This is a genomic window from Methanosarcina barkeri MS (assembly GCF_000970025.1).
GTDB lineage: Archaea > Halobacteriota > Methanosarcinia > Methanosarcinales > Methanosarcinaceae > Methanosarcina > Methanosarcina barkeri.
This window is the reverse complement of the sequence record NZ_CP009528.1, coordinates 3,938,105-3,957,839: the sequence shown is the minus strand read 5'-3', so window position 1 is coordinate 3,957,839 and position 19,735 is coordinate 3,938,105. Positions and strand designations below refer to the sequence as shown.

Annotated in this window: 23 protein-coding genes; 8 read left to right on the top strand and 15 right to left on the bottom strand. The window is 41.8% G+C overall.

Features of this window, described 5'->3' with window-relative positions; all coding sequences use genetic code 11:
• The first annotated feature begins 157 nt into the window (after positions 1–157).
• Both MSBRM_RS16090 and MSBRM_RS16085 read left to right on the top strand, forming a co-directional pair.
• Complete coding sequence (locus tag MSBRM_RS16090) at positions 158–781, top strand: UPF0228 family protein (protein ID WP_048156308.1); 624 nt, start codon at positions 158–160, stop codon at positions 779–781.
• Positions 782–968: 187 nt separating this feature from the next.
• Positions 969–1,577, top strand: a complete 609-nt coding sequence (locus MSBRM_RS16085) for a UPF0228 family protein (RefSeq protein ID WP_048156305.1) — start codon at positions 969–971, stop codon at positions 1,575–1,577.
• A 465-nt stretch (positions 1,578–2,042) separates the two neighbouring features.
• Here the strand turns inward: MSBRM_RS16085 and MSBRM_RS16080 are convergent, their stop codons facing one another.
• From MSBRM_RS16080 to MSBRM_RS16050, 7 genes are all read right to left on the bottom strand, one after another.
• The gene (locus MSBRM_RS16080) at positions 2,043–2,801 is read right to left on the bottom strand and encodes a class I SAM-dependent methyltransferase (RefSeq protein ID WP_048121865.1); all 759 of its coding nucleotides are present in this window, start codon (positions 2,799–2,801) and stop codon (positions 2,043–2,045) included.
• A gap of 11 nt (positions 2,802–2,812) precedes the next feature.
• On the bottom strand, positions 2,813–4,381 hold the full coding sequence (locus MSBRM_RS16075) for a nickel ABC transporter substrate-binding protein (protein WP_230629375.1): 1,569 nt from the start codon (positions 4,379–4,381) through the stop codon (positions 2,813–2,815).
• A gap of 101 nt (positions 4,382–4,482) precedes the next feature.
• Positions 4,483–5,451 (bottom strand): ABC transporter ATP-binding protein, encoded by a 969-nt coding sequence (locus MSBRM_RS16070; protein ID WP_048121863.1) that lies wholly within the window; start codon positions 5,449–5,451, stop codon positions 4,483–4,485.
• Positions 5,452–5,462: 11 nt separating this feature from the next.
• Positions 5,463–6,275 carry a nickel import ATP-binding protein NikD gene (gene nikD, locus MSBRM_RS16065; RefSeq protein ID WP_052712929.1) on the bottom strand — a complete coding sequence of 271 codons (813 nt, stop codon included), beginning with the start codon at positions 6,273–6,275 and terminating at the stop codon, positions 5,463–5,465.
• Positions 6,259–7,131, bottom strand: coding sequence for a nickel ABC transporter permease subunit NikC (gene nikC / locus MSBRM_RS16060; RefSeq protein ID WP_080943717.1), 873 nt, complete (start codon positions 7,129–7,131; stop codon positions 6,259–6,261). The genes nikD and nikC overlap by 17 nt, the downstream gene beginning before the upstream one ends.
• Before the next feature lie 9 nt (positions 7,132–7,140).
• Positions 7,141–8,109, bottom strand: coding sequence for a nickel ABC transporter permease (nikB, locus tag MSBRM_RS16055; RefSeq protein WP_230668943.1), 969 nt, complete (start codon positions 8,107–8,109; stop codon positions 7,141–7,143).
• A gap of 242 nt (positions 8,110–8,351) precedes the next feature.
• Positions 8,352–9,101, bottom strand: coding sequence for a class I SAM-dependent methyltransferase (locus tag MSBRM_RS16050; RefSeq protein ID WP_048121861.1), 750 nt, complete (start codon positions 9,099–9,101; stop codon positions 8,352–8,354).
• Positions 9,102–10,663: 1,562 nt separating this feature from the next.
• Between MSBRM_RS16050 and MSBRM_RS16040 the strand changes: the two genes are divergently transcribed.
• From MSBRM_RS16040 to MSBRM_RS21535, 6 genes are read left to right on the top strand one after another with little or no spacing between them, the layout of a single operon-like run.
• The gene (locus MSBRM_RS16040; RefSeq protein WP_230668941.1) at positions 10,664–11,674 is read left to right on the top strand and encodes an ABC transporter substrate-binding protein; all 1,011 of its coding nucleotides are present in this window, start codon (positions 10,664–10,666) and stop codon (positions 11,672–11,674) included.
• A 30-nt stretch (positions 11,675–11,704) separates the two neighbouring features.
• Positions 11,705–12,748, top strand: a complete 1,044-nt coding sequence (locus tag MSBRM_RS16035) for a FecCD family ABC transporter permease (protein WP_048121859.1) — start codon at positions 11,705–11,707, stop codon at positions 12,746–12,748.
• Positions 12,745–13,542 carry an ABC transporter ATP-binding protein gene (locus MSBRM_RS16030; protein ID WP_048156297.1) on the top strand — a complete coding sequence of 266 codons (798 nt, stop codon included), beginning with the start codon at positions 12,745–12,747 and terminating at the stop codon, positions 13,540–13,542. The genes MSBRM_RS16035 and MSBRM_RS16030 overlap by 4 nt, the downstream gene beginning before the upstream one ends.
• A 2-nt stretch (positions 13,543–13,544) precedes the next feature.
• Complete coding sequence (locus MSBRM_RS16025; RefSeq protein ID WP_048156294.1) at positions 13,545–14,324, top strand: class I SAM-dependent methyltransferase; 780 nt, start codon at positions 13,545–13,547, stop codon at positions 14,322–14,324.
• Between the two features lie 15 nt (positions 14,325–14,339).
• Positions 14,340–14,672 carry a class I SAM-dependent methyltransferase gene (locus tag MSBRM_RS21540; protein WP_230668939.1) on the top strand — a complete coding sequence of 111 codons (333 nt, stop codon included), beginning with the start codon at positions 14,340–14,342 and terminating at the stop codon, positions 14,670–14,672.
• Positions 14,673–14,703: 31 nt separating this feature from the next.
• Entirely contained in the window at positions 14,704–15,108 is a 405-nt protein-coding gene (locus tag MSBRM_RS21535) for a class I SAM-dependent methyltransferase (protein ID WP_230668937.1), read from the top strand.
• Between the two features lie 120 nt (positions 15,109–15,228).
• Here the strand turns inward: MSBRM_RS21535 and ftsY are convergent, their stop codons facing one another.
• The 8 genes from ftsY to MSBRM_RS15985 all read right to left on the bottom strand — a co-directional run bounded on the left by ftsY (position 15,229) and on the right by MSBRM_RS15985 (position 19,669).
• Complete coding sequence (ftsY, locus tag MSBRM_RS16015) at positions 15,229–16,482, bottom strand: signal recognition particle-docking protein FtsY (RefSeq protein ID WP_048156292.1); 1,254 nt, start codon at positions 16,480–16,482, stop codon at positions 15,229–15,231.
• A gap of 110 nt (positions 16,483–16,592) precedes the next feature.
• Positions 16,593–17,027: a prefoldin subunit alpha gene (gene pfdA / locus MSBRM_RS16010; RefSeq protein ID WP_048121851.1), complete on the bottom strand. Its 435-nt coding sequence runs from the start codon at positions 17,025–17,027 to the stop codon at positions 16,593–16,595.
• A 5-nt stretch (positions 17,028–17,032) separates the two neighbouring features.
• Positions 17,033–17,209 (bottom strand): 50S ribosomal protein L18Ae, encoded by a 177-nt coding sequence (gene rpl18a / locus MSBRM_RS16005; RefSeq protein WP_048121849.1) that lies wholly within the window; start codon positions 17,207–17,209, stop codon positions 17,033–17,035.
• Between the two features lie 51 nt (positions 17,210–17,260).
• Positions 17,261–17,920, bottom strand: a complete 660-nt coding sequence (locus MSBRM_RS16000; protein WP_048121847.1) for a translation initiation factor IF-6 — start codon at positions 17,918–17,920, stop codon at positions 17,261–17,263.
• Between the two features lie 32 nt (positions 17,921–17,952).
• On the bottom strand, positions 17,953–18,222 hold the full coding sequence (locus tag MSBRM_RS15995; RefSeq protein WP_048121845.1) for a 50S ribosomal protein L31e: 270 nt from the start codon (positions 18,220–18,222) through the stop codon (positions 17,953–17,955).
• Positions 18,223–18,240: 18 nt separating this feature from the next.
• A complete protein-coding gene (locus MSBRM_RS19760; protein ID WP_011305491.1) occupies positions 18,241–18,396 on the bottom strand; it encodes a 50S ribosomal protein L39e in 156 nt (51 codons plus the stop codon).
• 281 nt (positions 18,397–18,677) lie between these two features.
• On the bottom strand, positions 18,678–19,295 hold the full coding sequence (locus MSBRM_RS15990; protein ID WP_048121843.1) for a DUF7411 family protein: 618 nt from the start codon (positions 19,293–19,295) through the stop codon (positions 18,678–18,680).
• Positions 19,296–19,300: 5 nt separating this feature from the next.
• Complete coding sequence (locus MSBRM_RS15985) at positions 19,301–19,669, bottom strand: DNA-binding protein (protein WP_048121842.1); 369 nt, start codon at positions 19,667–19,669, stop codon at positions 19,301–19,303.
• Positions 19,670–19,735 lie beyond the last annotated feature (66 nt).

The window sequence follows — 19,735 nt, the reverse complement described above, 5'->3', positions numbered from 1 at the left end:
TTAGAGAACCTGGACACAAAAGTTATAAAATATTAGAAAAAAGGAGTTTATGGAGTTAAAATGTACTCTCCAGGTAAATCATAAAGTATAATGCTATTATATCTATTTAAGCTCGAAGATATGAGAAACCAAAATATATTATCTTAGCGGTGTTAGCATGAGCAAAATTAATAGGAAGATTGCTATTTTTATTGCTTTTCTGACTCTCGTAGTAGTTTCTGGACTACTTATAAAAATGCCAGTTAATACTAATACCTCGGCTCCTGAATCACAAGTAGCTGGTATATATATTCAATTTAAAGATGGAATTTCTGAGCCAGAAGTAAAAGATATTCTTCAAAACATTAATATGACTCTGAACTATAGCATGGAATATGATACTAATACTACGGATGAAAGATATTACATAATAGTGGACAAAGATAACTGGGATATAAGACGTGAAATTAGTAAAGGGATGAAAGAAGAGAAAAAAGAATGGATTACAACGTCTCCTGCTCATGTTATCAGTGAAGGGGATAATTACGTTTTTACGGTCTCTGAACAAGCTGTCCAAGACAAAAAATTTCTCGCAATACTAGACAAATATAATATTAAGGTGAAAAAGTTTACCTGGTGCGAGATTCATTTTGAAAATCCTGATGGATCTCGGTATGTGATTCAAGAAAAAAATGCAAAAAGGATAAAAAATGAGCTTGAACAAAACGAAAATATCTTTACTGTAGATTTTAGTTACATTTATCCTCCATATGACCCTACAACCAAAGAGACTGTCTTATAATTTCAGATTAAAAGGAGGAAGTTAATTACCCATGGTTGAAGCAGATCCAGCCTGGTCTTCAAGTAAATGGTAAAACTATATTCGATGTTCCCAAAGGGATTGATGCCAACGAAGGTTGCTCATTATTCTCCATACAAACAGTCAATCTATAAGTTTTATCGTACCTTCTTCATTTTTAGGTGTTATTATGAGCAAAATTAATAAGGAAATAATTTTTTTATTATTTTTTTTTATTCTAATAATGATAGCTGGGTTATTTATAGAACCTCCAGTTGATAAAGAAACGCCGGATTCTGAATCGCAAGTAGGTGGTCTGTTTATTCAATTTAAAGATGGAGTTTCTGAGTCAGAAGTAAAATCCATTCTTCAAAACTATAACATGACTCGGAACTATAGAATGGAATATAATACTAATCATACGGATGAAAGATATTACATAATGGTGGATAAAGATAATTGGAGTGACATCAGAGATGAACTTGTTGAGATGAAGGAAGAGAAAAAAGATTGGACTATATCTTCTCCTCATGTTATCAGAAAAGGAGATTATTACGTTCTTTCGGTCTCTGAACAAGCAACTCGGAACAGAAAATTTCTTGCAATACTCACTAAATATAATGCCGAAGTAAAAAGGTTTGTTTGGTGTAATATTCGTTTTCTTTATAGTGATGGTCCCCTAACGTATTGGATTCCGAGAGAAGATGCAATAAGGATAAAAAATGAGCTTGAACAAAACGAAAATATATATACTGTGCAGTTTGATTACCTTTTTCCTCCAGATGACAACACAACCTAAGAAATCGTCTTCATTCCAGTCCGAATTTTGCTTTAATTAGAATCTGCTTCAGAACACATTTTGTTGTGATTGAAATAATAATAAAAAACGAGAGTTTTTTAGATATTTGTAAAAAGAATGGTCACTCAAAGGGCAATAATTCCTGAGTCAACGAAATTTAATGAAAAAAACTAAAGATGGAGATCTAAATGTAAAATCCGGTGAAAAGAAAAATAGTGAAATCACCGGATTAACGCAGTCGAACTGAAAAATCAACAGCATCAGATCATTAACTGTATAAAACACGACTTTAATCCATAATCTTTGCTGCACTTGATTTTGTTTCTCAAGTGCATAAGTCCTATGGATTATGAAGCTTATCTCACTTAGTGTTTTATCTAAAGTTATGTGATTTGAGCCTGTATTCTCACAATTATTTCTTTATTCTCATAATTAGAGCCTGTACTCTCGCAGTTATTATCTCACTTACTTGTAAGCAATTATACGGAACTTTTTCCCCTGATACCCATATCTCCAGAATTCAAGATGTAATGGACTGTTGCGGAAACAATCCTTTGTTACCTCAACTTTTGAAAAACCTGCCTTCAGCAACAATTCTCGATCATATTGCGGTCGCTTATGCCGAATCATTGGCAGTTGCTCAAATCCATTGCCTGGGGAATTGTGCTGTTTCTTTTTCCTATGTTTTCCCTCCATGAAGAGATTAATCAGGTCTGAGGTCAATTTCAATACATGGTAACGCAAAGAAGACTGATCTCGCCTGTAATCACCATCATAGATAACGATTTTACCATCCGCTTTCAGCAGATATTTCCATCTAATGAAAGCTTTCTCCGGGTCATAGAGAGTCCAAACAACATCACGTGATACTATGGCATCAAGGCTTCCTTCCTTCTCGTTATCCAAAAGCACGGCGTCGCTTTTATATATTTTTGCATTTAACGCCTCCTTTTTGATATTGATTCTTGCATGCTCTACCATTCCCTCAGCACCATCAACAGATGTCACATTATGTTTTAGCCTGGCAAGCATAATTGTAAAAAATCCAGGCCCGCACCCAACATCAAGTACATGCAATGGTTTCTCACCAAGTACCAGTCGAAGTTCATCCTGCCAATGTTTTACGTCTTCTTCATTACTTAGCTGTTTTTGAATCACCTGGTCATAGCCTCCGGAATCGGCAGACCAGGCTTTTTCAATCTGTTCAAATACAGTTCCCAACATGCTTTGACCTCTTACTTTGCTATAGTGATCAACTGCCACTCTATGCCTTCATAGCTCGTCGGTGCAACTGTCACGTTTTGCAGGTGGGTATTATATACATATTGTTTATTGGGATAGCACAGAGGAACAACAAGGGCCTTGTCATTGATCAGCTTAAATATCTGGTCATACTTTGCCTGACGCGTTGCCTCGTCCTGTGTTTTAATGACCTCGTCAAGATACGTATTTAACTGTGGGTCATACCAGCACACGGACTTGCTGCCCTCGGGCTGATAAAACATGGAGCGCAAAAATCCGTGTGGATTCCACGAATCCTCATATGTGCGGTAAATAATCATGTCAAAATCACGGTTTTTCCAGATTGCATCATAGTATGCCGAAGTGTCCAGTTGCTTAAGCTGAACGTCAATTCCGACCTCTTTGGCTGCCGCCTGGAGATATTCACACATAGATTTCCAGCTTGAATATTCCTCAGACTGAAATACAAGCTTAAGGGACAGCGGCACACCGTTCTTGTCAACGATTCCATCCCCATCACTGTCCGTATATCCCGATTTGGCCAGCAGTTCTTTTGCTTTTTCGGGGTTATATGAGTATCCCTTGCTGTTTTCATCAGTGACGTATGGTACCGTATCAGGTAAAATGCCCTTTGCGGCAATAGCGTCGCCTCCAAATATATTTTCCACGATGCTGTCTTTGTCTATTACGTAATTTAACGCAAGACGGACATTTTCATCCTGCAGTGCGGTATTTTCTTGATTTAGCATGAGGAAAAATCCCAATGTGCCTTCAGTGTTTTTAACAGCAAGATTTTTTGATGACTCAATGATCGATTTGCTTTCGGAAGGCAGATCGGCCAGAGAAAGATCAGCTTCTCCACTCTGAAGCGCCATAATTCTTGATTCGCCATCAGTAACTTTTCTGATGGTTATCTTTTTAATATTCGGTTTTGTTCCGTAATAATACGGGTTGGGTACCATAACCACCTCTTTCTCGGGAACATAACTCTCCACCATCCACTCACCTGTGCCGATCATTTTTACAAAGTTGCCGTTTGCATCAAATGAATTTTCAGATGCGATGCGGAAAGGTCGGGGATAGGTTAGTTCGATTAATACTGGGTAGCATTTTTCCTTAAATGTCAGCCTGACTGTGTAGTCGTCTAATTTCTCCACATTTGTAAGCGGTGTGGTAAAACTCGTTGGGTCCCAGTGCTTCGCACTGCTTACCACGCTGTCTGCGTTAAAGCTAGTACCATCTGAAAATTTGACATCTTTACGCAAGTAAAAAGTATACTGTGTTCCATCATCGCTGATTTCCCAGCTTTTAGCAAGTGCCGGCTCAATCACGCCGTCTATTCCGTATTTAACCAGCGGTTCGTACACCATTTCATAAAGGCACATTTCCGTGCTGGAGTTTATTGGGCTTGCATCTTCTGGATTCAGCTCATCGGATACCATAATTGTAATGGAATCTGCCTGATTACTAACGGCTGTGGTGTTGGCATCTGAAGAACCAGCAATTCCGTTTTGCGTATTGTTTGACGCTTGATTCGAGATGCATCCACTCAGCAACAGCACCAATGATAGTACCGACGCGATAATTACCCAGATATATTTTTTCTTCATTTTTCATTCTCCCTTTCTTTAATGGCTCATATAATGTAGCATGCTACAATGTGTCATGGTATAATGTGACATGCTATCAAATGACCGCTTGTGACCTCCTTTAGCAATGGCTCTTCATTTATGCAACGTTCCGTACAGAAAGGACAGCGTGGAAAAAACCGACAACAGTGTTTTGAATCAGGTATAACTGTTGTATCAATTATACTCTCCATCATTCGTTTTTTTCGTTCTGCAGGCATCTTTGCTGGTATACACGAAAGAAGTAAGTTGGTGTACGGATGGAGCGCGTTCTGCATCGTGTTTTTCTTTAAATCGATTTGCTCCACTATCTTACCAGCATACATAATGGCCATCATATCGCAGACATAAGGCACGCAGTTGAGGTCGTGGGTGATAAATAAATAAGTTAAACCAAATTTATTTCGTAAGTCATTAAGCAAAGTCAGAATTTGTTTGCGCAATGAATAATCAAGGCTGGAAACAGGCTCGTCGCAAACAACAAACTCCGGGTGAAGAACAAGCGCACGTGCAATATTGGCTCGCTGGCGTTGCCCTCCGCTCAATTCTTTTGGATACCGCTGAGCGTATAAAGCATCTAGCTCCACTTGTTCCAATATTGTCTCTATTTTTTCTGAGCATTCTTTTTTTGATACTTTCTCGCTGTTTTCAATAACCTCAGCAATACTTTCTCCTATAGTATAGGACGTATCAAAAATGCTGCTGCTATTTTGAAAGATCATCTGGATATTACGTCGTAACGGGCGCATTTTTCGAAGGGAAATATTCGATATTGATCGCCCTCGGAACAGTGCCTGTCCTTCGGTCGGCGTTTCCAGTCCGGCCATCATTCTGCCAAGCGTGCTTTTTCCGCTTCCGCTCTCTCCAATAAGTCCTACTGAACATCCCTTCCGAATTCTGAGAGACACGCCGTTTACGGCAGATACCTGCTCTCTCTTTTTTGTAAACAAATTTTGTTTTTCGTAGGATTTTCGTATGTTTTGGGTTTCCGCCAACACTTCCATGGCCAAACCTCTTAGAGCGCCGCTGCTAGTAATTGGCGTGTATACGTATGTTGAGGATTACAGAATATGTCGTCTACCGTGCCGCTTTCCACAATATGTCCGTCCTTCATGATACACACGTCGTCTGCTATTTCTGCGACGACTCCCAAATCGTGTGTAATAAGCAGAATTGCAGTTCCGTCTCTTTTCCTCATCGAATCCAATTGATGCAGGATTTGAGCCTGAATCGTTACATCAAGAGCTGTTGTTGGCTCATCTGCAATGAGAAGCGGTGGGTGGAAAACGCTGGCGATGGCAATCATTACACGCTGACACATTCCTCCGCTCAACATAAACGGGTACTTTTTCATCAATTTCTCTGGCTGTGGCAGGCTGACCGCCAGAAGTTGATTGAGCGCAATGGTACGAGCTTGATTTTTTGTTATTTTTTCATGTATCAGGATTGCCTCTACCAACTGCTCTCCAACAGTTAATAACGGATTCAGAGAATCAATTGGATCCTGGAAGATAATGCTGGCATGGTTCGATATGTAAGACCGCATATCTTTTTTAGGCATAGAGAGTATATCTGTCCCTCCCAGGTAAATCTCACCACTTGAGACTACAGCATTTTTACCCTGAATACCCATTACTGCAAGTGCGACAGTAGATTTTCCACTGCCGCTTTCTCCAACAAGTGCGGTGATTTTTCCCATTCTTGCAACAAGGTTCAAGTCTACCACGGCGTGGATGTTTTGATCCTGCATAATGTAGTCCAGAGAAAGGCCCCGGATATCTAATGTAGCGTTTTCACTCTGAATTTCCTGGTCAGTTTTGTATTGCATTTTTCAGTCCTTCCCCCAGAAGATTAAACGCCATGACTGTAATCATAATTGCAATTCCCGGATAAATCATCAGCTGCGGCTGTGTCTGCATAAATTCTTTGCTGTCGCTGAGCATAATGCCCCACTCGGGCGTAGGCGGCTGCGCACCCAACCCGATAAAAGAAAATGATGCGATGGCCAGTATAATAGAACCAATTTCAAGTGTGGCCATTACAATAATTGTTGGAGCAATATTTCGAAGTATATGCCGAAAAATAATCTGACTATGAGTACAGGCGGCTGCTTTTGCTGCAAGAATAAAGTCCTGTTGCTTTATCTGCATTGCCATACCACGTATTATTCTTGCATAAGGTGCCCACCACACGCTGGCGATGGCAATAATCATATTTCTCGCACTGGGTTCTAACATACCGGCGATGGCTAATGCCATCAGAAAAGTCGGGAGTGATAAAAATATGTCAATAATCCGCATAATAAATGTGTCTATGCGACCGCCTGCATATCCGGACAGGAGCCCTATCGGAATACTAATTACCATCATAAGGCCCAGCACGCACATGCTGTATATTAGTGACATCCGTGCTCCCCAAATCAGACGGGATGCAATGCATCGCCCCAGATTATCGGTGCCAAGCCAATATAACGAGCTTGGGCCTTTTAAACGCATTGACATATTTACCTTAAGTGGGTCATTTGGCGCTATTACAGATGCAGCTATGGCAATGAAGATAATCAAGGCTACTATTACAAAACCGAAGACTGCTGCTTTTTGTGTAAGTATACGATTTATAATGCCATCGTATGAACTAAACCATGAGCTCGATCTCTTTATTGCTTGAGTTTTGACCTGCATCATATGTCCCTCTCATTCATTTTTAAGGCGCGGATCAATGATGCCACATATAATATCTACAGTCAGGTTAATTAACACCATCAAAAAAGCCATAAACAGCACATATCCCTGGACTACTGGGTAGTCTTTCAGCTTAACTGATTCGAGTGCCAGATTTCCAAGCCCGTTCCATGAAAATATTGATTCAATAATGGCAGATCCAGCTAACAAAGAGCCGAATCCGATCCCAAGCTTGTTGAGTACAGGAAGCGTTGCGTTTTTTAGAGCATGTTTTGTTATTATTTTATATTCACTCACTCCTTTTGCTCTGGCTGCACGGATATATCCCTTGTTCAGTACTTCCTCCATATTTGTACGAATTAGTCGGACATAAATCCCTCCACTGCATATAGACATTGTAAGAGCAGGTATTATTGGAAATTTCGTTGAACTTCCACCAAGCACTGATATTAGTCCAAGACGAGCGCCGAAAATATACAGCAGAATGAGTCCAAACCAGAATTCGGGCATTGATACACTCCAGAAACAGTATATTCTGGAAATCTTGTCGATCCACGAGTCGGAAAACACCGCCGATAAAATTCCAAGAGTAAATGAAATTATAATTAAAAACAATAGTGCGAGAAGTGCCAACTGTAATGTTTTTGGAAAATATTGAACAATCTCGTCAACCACCGGCTTGTCATTTGAATAAGAATAGCCCAAATCACCTCTCACCGCATTTTTAAGCCAACTGACGTACTGGACCAGCACCGGTCTGTCAAATCCCATCTCGGTTCTTATTTTCTCAATCTGCTCATATGTTGGTCTGTCATATTGTTTTTCAGCTAGCGTACGTGCAGTGTCACCGGAAGACATGCTGCCAAGGATGAAGGTTATTAATGAAATGGCTAGCAGTACAGGAATCAGTGTGAATAACCGTTCTCCTATGCTTTTAAGCACTATTTCACCTCCCGTGACCTGTGATGTTACTCGCCGCATCAACCGTATATAATTTCCATAACTGTTTTCCCACAAGAACTGTTTCCCAATAAGAGCTCTGTAAAAGCCGGGCTGTTTTATTAATTAGTCACGGTACCGACTAATACAAAGCCGACATTTTTAAAAATCGCACGATGTATATAAGAGACCAATTGTTATTTACCTGCTTCATCTTTTTTGAATCCACGCAGAAACTGTATAATGAAATATTTTGCCATAAGACGCAAAATAGTGTGTCCCTTTTATTTTTCTCCTCCTACCAAAAACGGAGGATGCATACTGTTTCTATCCTGCTGCTGTTCATTGAGTATCCGTTCACCCACTGAAGTATCTGCAAATACCTTTGAAAATCCGAGTTTAAGCATCATATCCAAATCCCACTGCGGTCTGACTTTGTCACTCATAAACAGCTTCCGGCTGAGTGCATCACCCTCAGCTTGATCTTTGTGCTGGTGCATTGGGTGCCCGTATTTCATAAGGATCTCTTTCTCCTTTTTTTCATAGACTATTTTCATATTCTCATCAAACAGGTGCAGATACCAGCAAGCATCAAAAACAAGAATCCTTCCGCCTGATCTCAGGACGCGATGCCATTCTTTATATGCTTTGGCAGGGTCATCAAGTGTCCATGTGAGATTACGGCAAATTAACAGATCAAAACTATTATCTGGGAATTTCAAACTCTGACAATCCATAGTCATCAGCTTTGCACTAGCACCTTCACGTCCAAGGTTAAAACGTGCAAATTCGATCATGTTTTCGGTTAAGTCTATACCAGTAACATTATGTCCGCCCTGTGATAATACGATTGGAAAGAATCCCGGTCCAGTGCCAATATCCAGTATATCAAGACAATCTTTGGAGGGTGCATATTCCAGTATCAAATCAGACCATGCTTTTCTCTCAAAGCCGTTTAGTTCATCCTCAATTGCTTCACTGTAACCCTGCGCCTCGCCTTCCCAATAATTTTTAATGCGGGTGTTTAAATTCATTTTTCTGTTCCTCTAATGTACAATATTTTTTGGCTAAATTCATGATAATCTTAATATAATTGCTATTTTCAGACAATGTCTTAGAAAATTCTGTATTTTTTCACATAACCTATTACAATTTTTCAACCAATTACTAGTGTTTTAACCACTTGACTGGCACATTTATTAAAAATATCACACTTTTATTAATTTTTATTATTAATTCTCTTTAATATAATTCAACATGATATATATCTTAGGATTTGGCTAACAAATGTTACCTTTCTTAAAAATTATGTTTTTATTATTACTTTTAATTACTATTTCCATTTAATGGAAATTAATATGTTATAAATATTGTTCTTAATGTTAATTAATAAGTTATTTATGTATTTTTTATAACGAATATATTAAAAAATTAGTTGAAATTGATTTCTCTCAAGTAAGCAATAACCCAGGAACCAGCTAAAACCCTCTCAACTGATAACAAATTGCAGTTGTTAACAGAGAGATCATATATCAAAAAAACGATATCGTTAAAGAATATACCCGGATTGAGTCAAAGAGTGGGCTCTCAAAATTGTCTAAAACACAACTTTAATCCACAGTCTCTGAAGTGATTGATTCTGTTCCTCAGTTCGTAAGTCCTAATTTATATAGTCCAGGGACTGCTCATTGATCATACTCACTAGAGTGTTCGCTGGGTCCCCACGTCGTAAGTCCGAATTGTACTTTGTCACGGTGGCGCTTCTCCTCGTCCTGCAATGGGCTATGAGACGAGAAAAAGATCGTATCGCAGCCAAAACTGCTAGCAGCATCTTCATGTCTCTACGGTGGCGCATATATTGTGAGAGCGGTCAAGGAGATATCGACAGGACGCACAACTCTGATCGTAGCACATAGGTTTTCGACGATCCGGTCGGCAGACCGGGTGATAATGCTAGCAAATGGGAAAGTTGAGAAGAGTGGCACATTCGACAAACTTGTCACTGCTAAAGGCTCTTTCGGCCAGTTAATGGCTGCACAGGTAACCTGACTTTAAGATAAACATGGATTTCTCTGGACTGCAGTGGGACTTCTTTCACATCTCCACTTACAAAATCTTGCCCAAGTACATGATGCCTATGTTGCGATTTGATTTTTTAAGGTTAATAATTAGCATCTGATCATCTGGCATTTCATACCTGCTGTATTCTTAAAATTATAGAAAAATGTGAAGCTTAAAAATTTCAATACACATTGTTACAAAATATTTATCACAGTGTATAAAATAATACTATTTAATAAATTATTAATACATTAAAAACCTGTTGAATAATATCATTACTAAATTATCGATGACTATGAAACTGGATGATGGATCCTGATGGCAGAGCCTCGTTTTTGGATGATATAAAAGTGGTCCAGTTCCGGTATAATTTGAGTAGTTAGAGGTCAACATGCGCAATAAATTAACAACACCCCCTATCCTTGCGATTATATTGATCGTTTTTTTGACTTTTTTAGTTTCGGGCTGTATCACGAACGGCAGCACAGATGACCAAGTGAAGACGATTACTGTAACCGATATGGAGGGACGATCAGTGACATTAAAATATCCGGTGGAGCGCTTTGTACTGATGGACTCGACGTGCACGGCCGAATTTTCATCGGTCTATGGAGAGGGGTTTGATAGCAAAATCGTTGGTTGGGATAACTATCTCAGAGAGAATTCCGGCGATATGTATGAGAAATACGTGGAAAAATTCCCGACAATGGCCGAAATACCAGATGTAGGCTCCCTGGACGATAATACTTTTAATGCTGAAAAAGTGATAGCATTGAATCCTGACGTCGTCATCATGCCCAACTGGGAATTCATGTGGAACGGAGAAGCAACAAAAGAGGCGCTGGCCAGGATGGATCAGGCCGGTATTCCAGTAGTATTTTTAGACTTCTACATGGAACCCTTGGAAAATTCAACGAAGAGTATTCAGTTACTTGGGAAGATCACGGGTAAGGAACAGAGGGCTCAGGATATAGTTGATTATTATGAGGAAAAGGTCAACAGCGTATATTCCCGCCTGGAGAAAATACAGGGAAAGAAACCCACCGTTTACGTCGAATGTGCATATAACGGCCCGGATACTTACGGCATATCTTATGGGGACGTAGCATGGGGAGATATCGTTAAGAAAGCGGGTGGAGACAACATTGCAGAACCGGTTTTACTCAACAAAAGTAAGGCTCTCAGTGCCGAATATCTGGTCAATCAGAGTCCGGACATCATCATATTAACTGGAAGGAACTGGTCTACTCCCGGATCGCTCAAGATGGGCTATACTTTTACATCGAACGTAACGAAGAGCACGATGACGCCATTCGTCAACCGTCCAGGGTGGGATACGATCAATGCAGTAGAGAATCGGAAGGTCTATGGCATATATCACGGCTATTGCTCGGACGTATTTAACTTCGTTGCACTGGAAACATTCGCGAAATGGTTCTATCCAGAAGAGTTCAAGGACGTGGATCCTGTTGATACGCTCAAGGAATATCACAGAAAGTTCATGCCCATAGATTATAGCGGTACGCTGGTGTACAGATATTATTAACAAATGCAGACTTGAGGAGTAGCACTTGGGATGAACGTTAAAGCAAAAGAAGCATACAAGAAAATGACAGGGAGGAAATATCTTTATCTCCTCTCTATTTCTGTAGTAATCTTCCTCACTTTTATCCTTGACATTATGACAGGACCGGCGTCTTTATCGGCGAGCGAGGTCATTTCAACGATATTCTTTCCTGCATCTAGCGAGCGATCTGTCCAGGTAATTGTTTGGACCTTCCGCCTGCCAGTCGCCCTCATGGCAATCGTGACCGGAATAACTTTGGGTCTCGCCGGCGCGAACATGCAAACTATCCTCGATAACCCCCTGGCTAGCCCTTATACACTTGGAATATCCGCAGCCGCCGGTTTCGGCGCCGCGCTGGCTATCGTGTTTGGCGTTAGAGTGCTGCCGTTCACTGATACTTTATTCGTGCCGGTTAATGCATTCGTGTTCTCGTTAATCAGCTGCATGGCAATATATGGCATTGCCAGTTTCAAGCGAGCCACCTCCGAAACCATCGTGCTTACCGGCATTGCCGTTCTGTTCTTGTTTAACTCTTTGCTGGCGCTCCTTGAATATACAGCAAACCCGGAGCAGGTCCAGGCCATAGTTTTCTGGCTTTTCGGCAGCCTGACCAAGACAACCTGGACCACTCTGGGTATCACGGTGGGAATTGTTTTGATGGTCATACCACTGCTAGCCATGGACGTCTGGAAACTCACCGCTCTCAGGCTGGGTGATGATAAGGCAAAAAGTCTTGGAGTGAACGTTGAAAAGATGAGACTAAAGGGATTGATCCTGGTTTCGATTCTTACGTCCACGGCAGTTGCATTCGTAGGCACCATAGGGTTCATTGGCCTCGTGGCACCGCATATAGCACGGATGCTCGTGGGGGAGGACCATCGATACTTTTTACCTTTTTCAGCGTTGTCCGGGGCGTTTATACTCTCCACCGCTTCGGTTCTCAGCAAGGCCGTTGTTCCGGGAATCGTATTTCCAATAGGGATACTCACGTCACTGATTGGCATACCGTTTTTTGTCTGGCTCCTTCTATCTAAAAAGAGGGGATATTGGTGAAGCTGGAAATCCAAAATCTCAGGTTCGGATATAATTCCAATCCGGTGTTAAAAAGCGTAAATATGGTTGCTGAGCCGATGGTCACTGCGATCATAGGCCCGAATGCGGTCGGAAAATCCACCTTGCTAAAATGCATATGCGGGATACTCAAGGCCGAAGGGTCAATAATCTTCAATGGAAAAGACCTGAAGGCATATCGAAAAGACGAGGTCATAAAAGCTATTAGCTACCTTCCTCAGGAATCCTCTACAAGTACGGTTATGACGGTGCTAGAGGCAACATTGTTGGGAAAGATAAATTCGCTTGGCTGGAGGATCAAGGATGAGGATCTGTCTGCATCGATGGATACGCTTGAAAAGCTCGGGATTGGAGACCTGGCGATGCGGCCAATGAACGAGCTCAGCGGTGGGCAGAAGCAAATGGTGTCTATCGCCCAATCGATCATCCGAAAACCCAAAGTGCTTCTCATGGACGAGCCTACGAACTCGCTGGACCTTCAGAAGCAGCTTGAGCTTTTTGACGTGATCCAGAACATCACGGAAGAGAACGGAATGACGACGATAGTGGCATTACACGACCTCAACCTGGCGTCTCGGTATGCGGGCAATGTCGTATTGATGAATGGCGGTAAAATCGTGGCTGCTGGAAGTCCGGCTTCCGTGATAACCGAAGCGATGATTCGAAAAGTCTATGGGGTCAACGCAAGGGTAACACTTGACGGTGAAGGTATACCACAAATCATACCAGTTAATTCGATGCGAAAATGTGGGATCAAAAAGGTCATAATGGGGTGAACATGACGGAATCTGGAAAGCTGGAACTCGACAGGACTAAGGAAGGAGTAAAGAAATACTGGGATTATGGGAGCAAGTTCTACGATACGGCGCCGGGGAACGGAGGGATCGAGGAAAGTCAGATTTGGAAAGAGCTATTATCAAAAACGATCGGTTCGAGCCCTAAAAATATCCTGGACGTTGGCAGTGGTACCGGAATAATTGCTATGTATCTGACAGAGCTGGGCCATAGCGTGACTGCAGTAGACTTTAGTGAAGGAATGATGGATGTAGCCCGAAAGAAAGCCCGGGAAAAGGGAGCGAATATTCGGTTCATGGAAATGAACGTTGAGAACCTTAACTTCGAGGACGAAACTTTTGATTGCGTTACTGCTCGGTATGTACTCTGGACTATGTCTCACCCGGAAAAGGCGGTAAAAGAATGGATCAGAGTTGTGAAGCCAGGCGGCAGTGTCGTCATTATTGACGGCAAGTGGATTACAAAAGGCCTACTTCCTCTTATATCCTCGGTGAATTTCCACATTTACCGATTTATAAAGTATGGAAAAAACCCCTTTACTTACGATTATAAGAAGGACATCAATGTTAGCCTTCCCAACCCTCATGGGGTCGATAAAGAACAGGTCGTGGAATATGTTTCTAAGGCTGGCTTAGCAGATATCGCTGTTACTGACTTGAAAAGAATTCGAGATATACAGCGAAAGCAATTACCCTGGTATTTAAAATATGCCAATGATCACCCTATTTTTATGGTTCATGGTATCGCGGTTAAAAATAGGTAAGCTTCGAGGTATTGTATGTCAATTAATGAAAACAAGATCAAGGAAGAGATCACGAAACGATGGGACTATTCATCGCAGCGCTATGATGCATATCACGGCCATGGGGTAAAGAGTGAGGAAGAAGAAGCAGCCTGGAAGGCTCTTTTCAGGCAGGTAATCCCTGGGGAAAGGCTAAGCGTTCTTGATGTCGGCTGCGGTACGGGCGAAATGAGCAAGATGCTGGCGGATATGGGGTATAAGGTGACAGGTATCGACCTGTCCGAAAAAATGCTTTCGGTGGCGAAGTCTAAGTCTCCTAGCAGTATTAAATTCAGGATCGGCGACGCAGAGAATCCCCCTTTTGATTAAGGAAAGTTTGATGCCGTCTTGACTCCGCCATGTGCTCTGGACGCTACCGAATCCTGAAAAAGCCCTTAATGACTGGCGAAATGTACTGAAGCCAGGGGGAAAAGTAGTCATAATAGACGGCGTATGGGATGACAGCCGTCTAGAAACACACCTGAAAAGAAATATAGGTGAGACTATGATACATATAGTCGAAAGGAACGATATATCCAAAGACAGTTATACTGCGGAAGTGAATGCTATACTGCCCAACGCGAAAGGTGTGCCCCTGGGTAAGGCTCGAGAATATATGGAAAAAGCCAGGTTTAAAGACGTGCGATCAATAGGACTGGACGATCTTATGCGAATCCAGAAAAAACACATGCCGCCCAGATATAAAATTGCCTACGAATATGAATATTATATGATCTATGGTCTGAAAGATATTTCAGGACAATAAAGTTTCGCTGACGCGAATATCCCGTTGCTTACAGCGATATGCGTCAGCACAACTTTGATTTTGAAAACAACTTTGATCTCGGAAATTTGTTATTAGTCAATAGCTCAACGTTGAAGTAATTTACTGGTTAAAAAGCTGGTCTATAAACCATTCTGGGTCGAACTTTTTTAAATCTTCATAGCCCTGCCCTATCCCGAAAAAGAGAATGGGTTTGCCTGTGATATAGGCAATGGATATTGCAGCTCCTCCTTTGGAATCCGCATCGATTTTTGTCAGAATGGACCCATCGATTGGTACAGCTTCATTAAACTGTGCAGCCCTTTCAACGGCATCGTTTCCTGCGACGGCTTCATCTACAAAAATTATAAGGTCCGGAGTGCTTACCCTGCAGATCTTTTCCATCTGTGACATCAGATTAAGGTTGGTATGCATTCGGCCTGCGGTGTCGGAAAGCACAATATCGATTTTATGGCCTTTTGCGTACTGCACGGCATCGTAAATAACTGCAGCAGGATCGGCACCAGGTTGATGTTTTATCATCTTTACTCCAAGCCTGTCGGCGTGGATTCCAAGCTGGTCGATGGCACCTGCCCTGAAAGTATCTCCTGCAGCAAGGACTACCGAATAATCCGATTTGAGCAGTCTGTGCGTTATCTTTGCAATGGATGTCGTTTTTCCTGTCCCGTTAATTCCTACAAAGACAATGTGAACAGGCTTTTCCTTGTCTCTTACGTACTTATCAAAATCAAAAGTATTCGCAGATACTACCTCAAGGATGGCTTTTTTCAGGGCTTCCTCTACAATTTCTCCGGTATTGCTGCCAATGCGTTTTGTTGTGCCCGTGAGTTGTTTTTTCACTGATTCCACAATTGCCTCGGAAACCGAGAGGGCGAGGTCACTTTCAAGAAGCCCCATTTCAAGTTCCCAGAGAGGCTCTTCGAGGTCATTACTATCCAGATAGACTTCCCTATTAAGGACCAGAGCTTTTGCTTTCTTTGTAAATCCTATTTTCGAGAATTTTTTGAAAAATGACTTTTTTTCTTCAGTTATGTTTTCAGGTACGTTTTCTTCTTCAGTTTTGCTCTCGATCGCCTTTTTTCTGTTTTCCAGTTTTTTCCTGTACTCAGCCTTTTTTCTGTCTTCTATCCCGGCAGTTGCAGGAGCAGCCGTTACAGGTTCGGCTTCATAACTTTCCTCTTCTGTCAGCGTTTCAAGAGCTTCTTCCTCAGGAATGGGCTCAATGTCCTCTTCAAAACCTTCTTCGGCCTCAGGCACAGACTCAACCACAGGTTCAATATCTACTGCTTTATCGTCAATAGTTCTGCTGAGCGCCTTTTTAAAATTCCCTAGTTTTTCTTTGAATTTGTTGAACACAGGATCCCATCCCAAAAAAGCCAATAAAAAATAGTAGTTAAGTCAAAATAAAAAGTTCTTTCTCAAATGCGGGCTTTGAGTTCAATCCTTTTGTTTCTAAGCCAGGTTTTTTAGGCCTGGCTGGGTTGTTGAAGCTTTGCAGCTTCAGCTTCCAGGGCCTGCATACCCTGTATATATTTAGTCAGTGAAGCACTCATTTGTTCAAGAATTTTCGTAAGCTGCTCTTTGCGGCGTTTCAGGGTTTCAATAGCTTCATCAGCGTTCTTTTCCGCACTAAAGCCTGCTCCAAGGTCCACAATAACCTTCTCTGCATTTTTTATTTCGGCGTAAACGAATGAGCCAAATCCAATCGGTACCATCGTTTCGGCAGTCTTACCTTCCGCTGAAACGGTTTTAAGCTCGTTGATGGTTACAGTTGCCTGGTCGCAGCTTGTAATAGAAGCCTGGACCATATTCATCTGCTGCCTTAAGCTTTCTGCCTGTCGCTGGAACTCCTGATGCCTGGCTGCCAGATTTCTGATATCTTCTTCACTGACTTCTACCATATCCTTCACTCCTCAGCAATGCTTTCGATCTGGATCTGGCTTCTTTTAATCCCATGTTTGCTTCCGAAGACAGAATAGACCTTATCAGTTGCGTTCTTTTCATTCTGACTTTCGACTTGCTTTGTGAATTTTTCCCAGGAATTTCCTGCTTTAAATTTGCCTTTAACAATAAAACTCTTCATCTTGGTCACCACTCTTGCTGCAACTTTTTACGAAACAGGTGGATTATAATATTACTCTAAGAACCCGAGGGCTTCCTCGATTCTTCCAAGTTCGGGGCCTGTAGTGTCTGAACCTGCCAGATAGTTCTTTGAGTTCGCAAGCAGGCCTGAGCCGAGCATCTGAGTCCCAAAGTTCGTAGTCCCTATATTTACCGGAAGCTCGAAGATCTTTTCCAGAGTTTCTATTTCCGAAGCTGTCACTTTCGGGTGCACTAAAAGTCCTTTGTTGGTGACAACTCCAGCCATTCCTACATTCTTTATTCCGGCAATAGTTCCCCTGTAAACTTCTACTTTGAGGGTATTGGCAATTGTTTCAATAGCTCTGTCTGACAGTTCTGGATGGACAAGGGCTGCGGAATCGTTTGCAAGCACGATGTTTCCTACTGCATTCAGCTTGCCCGGGAGGATCTCAGCTTCAACTCCGGTCAGTTCTTTCATCTCCCTGGCATCGGTCCCATATGAAAAAAGGAAACCGTTTGAGTTTCCTCTGGAAAGGGCTCCGATAACAACACTTCCGTTTACAAGAGTCTCAACGACCCTTGCATCCAGGGAATCCTCAAGTATAGCACAGGTTTCGGGCTTTGTTCCGGTAGGAACAAGAACGACATCTTCTGTGCAGGTTGCAAAGACACCAATCATTGAGGTGTCGTATATATCCACTGTTCTAATCATATTCTTTGAAGCTTCGAGTCTTCTGGTATATTTTACTGGGCGAGTTCTGCCTGTACCTCGCCATCTGCGAATTTTACAGCTCTGACCCGGATGGAAAGAGGAGGCTTTTCACAGCCTTTTTCCCAGAGGCGCTCATTAATTGATTTGTCCATTTTGACCTGCACAGAATCAACCTTCATGTGCCTTACAAGAAAACCTCTTACTTCAGTAACTGCTCTGTTTGCTCTTTTCCATGAAGGTACGTTCTTTACCTTTCTGAGAGGGATAGTATATACCTGTTCTTTTACCATGTCGTCAGCCATTTTTTCCACCTTCCTCGCTTACTTTACATCCAGGCTTCTTCTTCTCCAGTGCCTGCGTCTGGGATGGCTCACGACCTTCCTGTTAGTTTTCACAATAACCCACACTGGAACGCGTGTGTTCTGTTTGTGCGCCTTTGCAAGACGTATCTTCTGTCCTTTCATGTTATGACTCAAGTGGATCACACCTGTTGACCTGTAAATAACTTAATTTCGTTAACTTCTGGTTATATCCGATAATTAGCTGATTGTGATTTTAACCCTTAAATAATCGAGGTTTTTTTCTGCCAGGTAGAACCGGCTTTTTAAAACCATATCCGGTAAATTCTATGAAAACCATATCCGGTAAATTCTATGAGGGTCTTGTTTAATCTGCAGCAGTATAAGGGTTGAATATAACTCGATTATTGTATAAATCTTTATTCCAGAATTTTCCCCTTCCGGAAGACTTCCTTATTTTAAGGCATGCTTTCTTCAGGGTAGTTTTTTCTTGAAAGCACATGGGACTGAATATGGGAAGGAAATAGTTCCTTTATTTTCTCCTCACCGTCTCTTTGCCTGATTAACTCCCTGAGCTCGGCTTCGTAATCAGCTTTCTGAGTACTCTCACTCGGCCCTTCTTCAATTCTAAGGTAACGCTCTACAAGAATACTCACGGTTTTTTTGCCATACCCCTTCAAAGGGCAAATATACTGAACTCCCAATCGATCTTCGATACTTCGTATCTGTGAGATTGAGAGTACAGGAACTCTGTCATCCCTTCTGGTTCCATCAGCAATGAGTTCAACTTCCGGATCTGAAGCAAGAGTCTCTACGGCTTTTTCGTGGATATAATTTATAGCACTTTTCGGGAAACCGTTCTTCATTATTTCTTCGTAAGCCTTTTCAAGGATTTCTCTTTCCAGAAAAAGAACCCTGTGAGGAAACCCTAACTTTTTTGCAGTTTTTGCTGCCAGCTCACCATTGGGAAGCAGGCCGAAGCTGCAGGTTACGAGTTCTATTTCAAAAAACGGTTCCATCAAAAGGGCAGAGAGCGAACTGTCCTTGCCTCCGCTAAACAGGACCGAAATTCTCATTGTTTTTAAACTCTGGTTATAGATGTCTTACGCTTTTTTGGCTGCATCTTCATGAGAAGTGTTTTAAGCTGTTCATCACTGATTTGAGACGGGAGCCTTCCACTCTGAGCAAGCGAGATCAGCTGCATTTCGAGCTGTTCCACAAGAGCAGGTCTTGACATCTTTAAGGTTGTAAGGCGCTCTCTGGCTTCAGGAGTCAGGATCTGCCTCATGATGGCCTGCTTCTGAGCTTCCATCTCAGCTTTTGCCTGTTCCTGCTGATAAGCTGCCTGAACGTCAGACTGTTGGTTCTGTGCCTGCTGCCTCTGAATTTCTGCAAGCCGTCTCTTTCGGATTTCGTTGAGTTCGTCATCCATTGTAGACATGGCAATCATCTAAAAAACCGGTTTTCCGGAGCAATCTAGATTAAGATTAATAATATCTGGGTTAAGATTAATAAT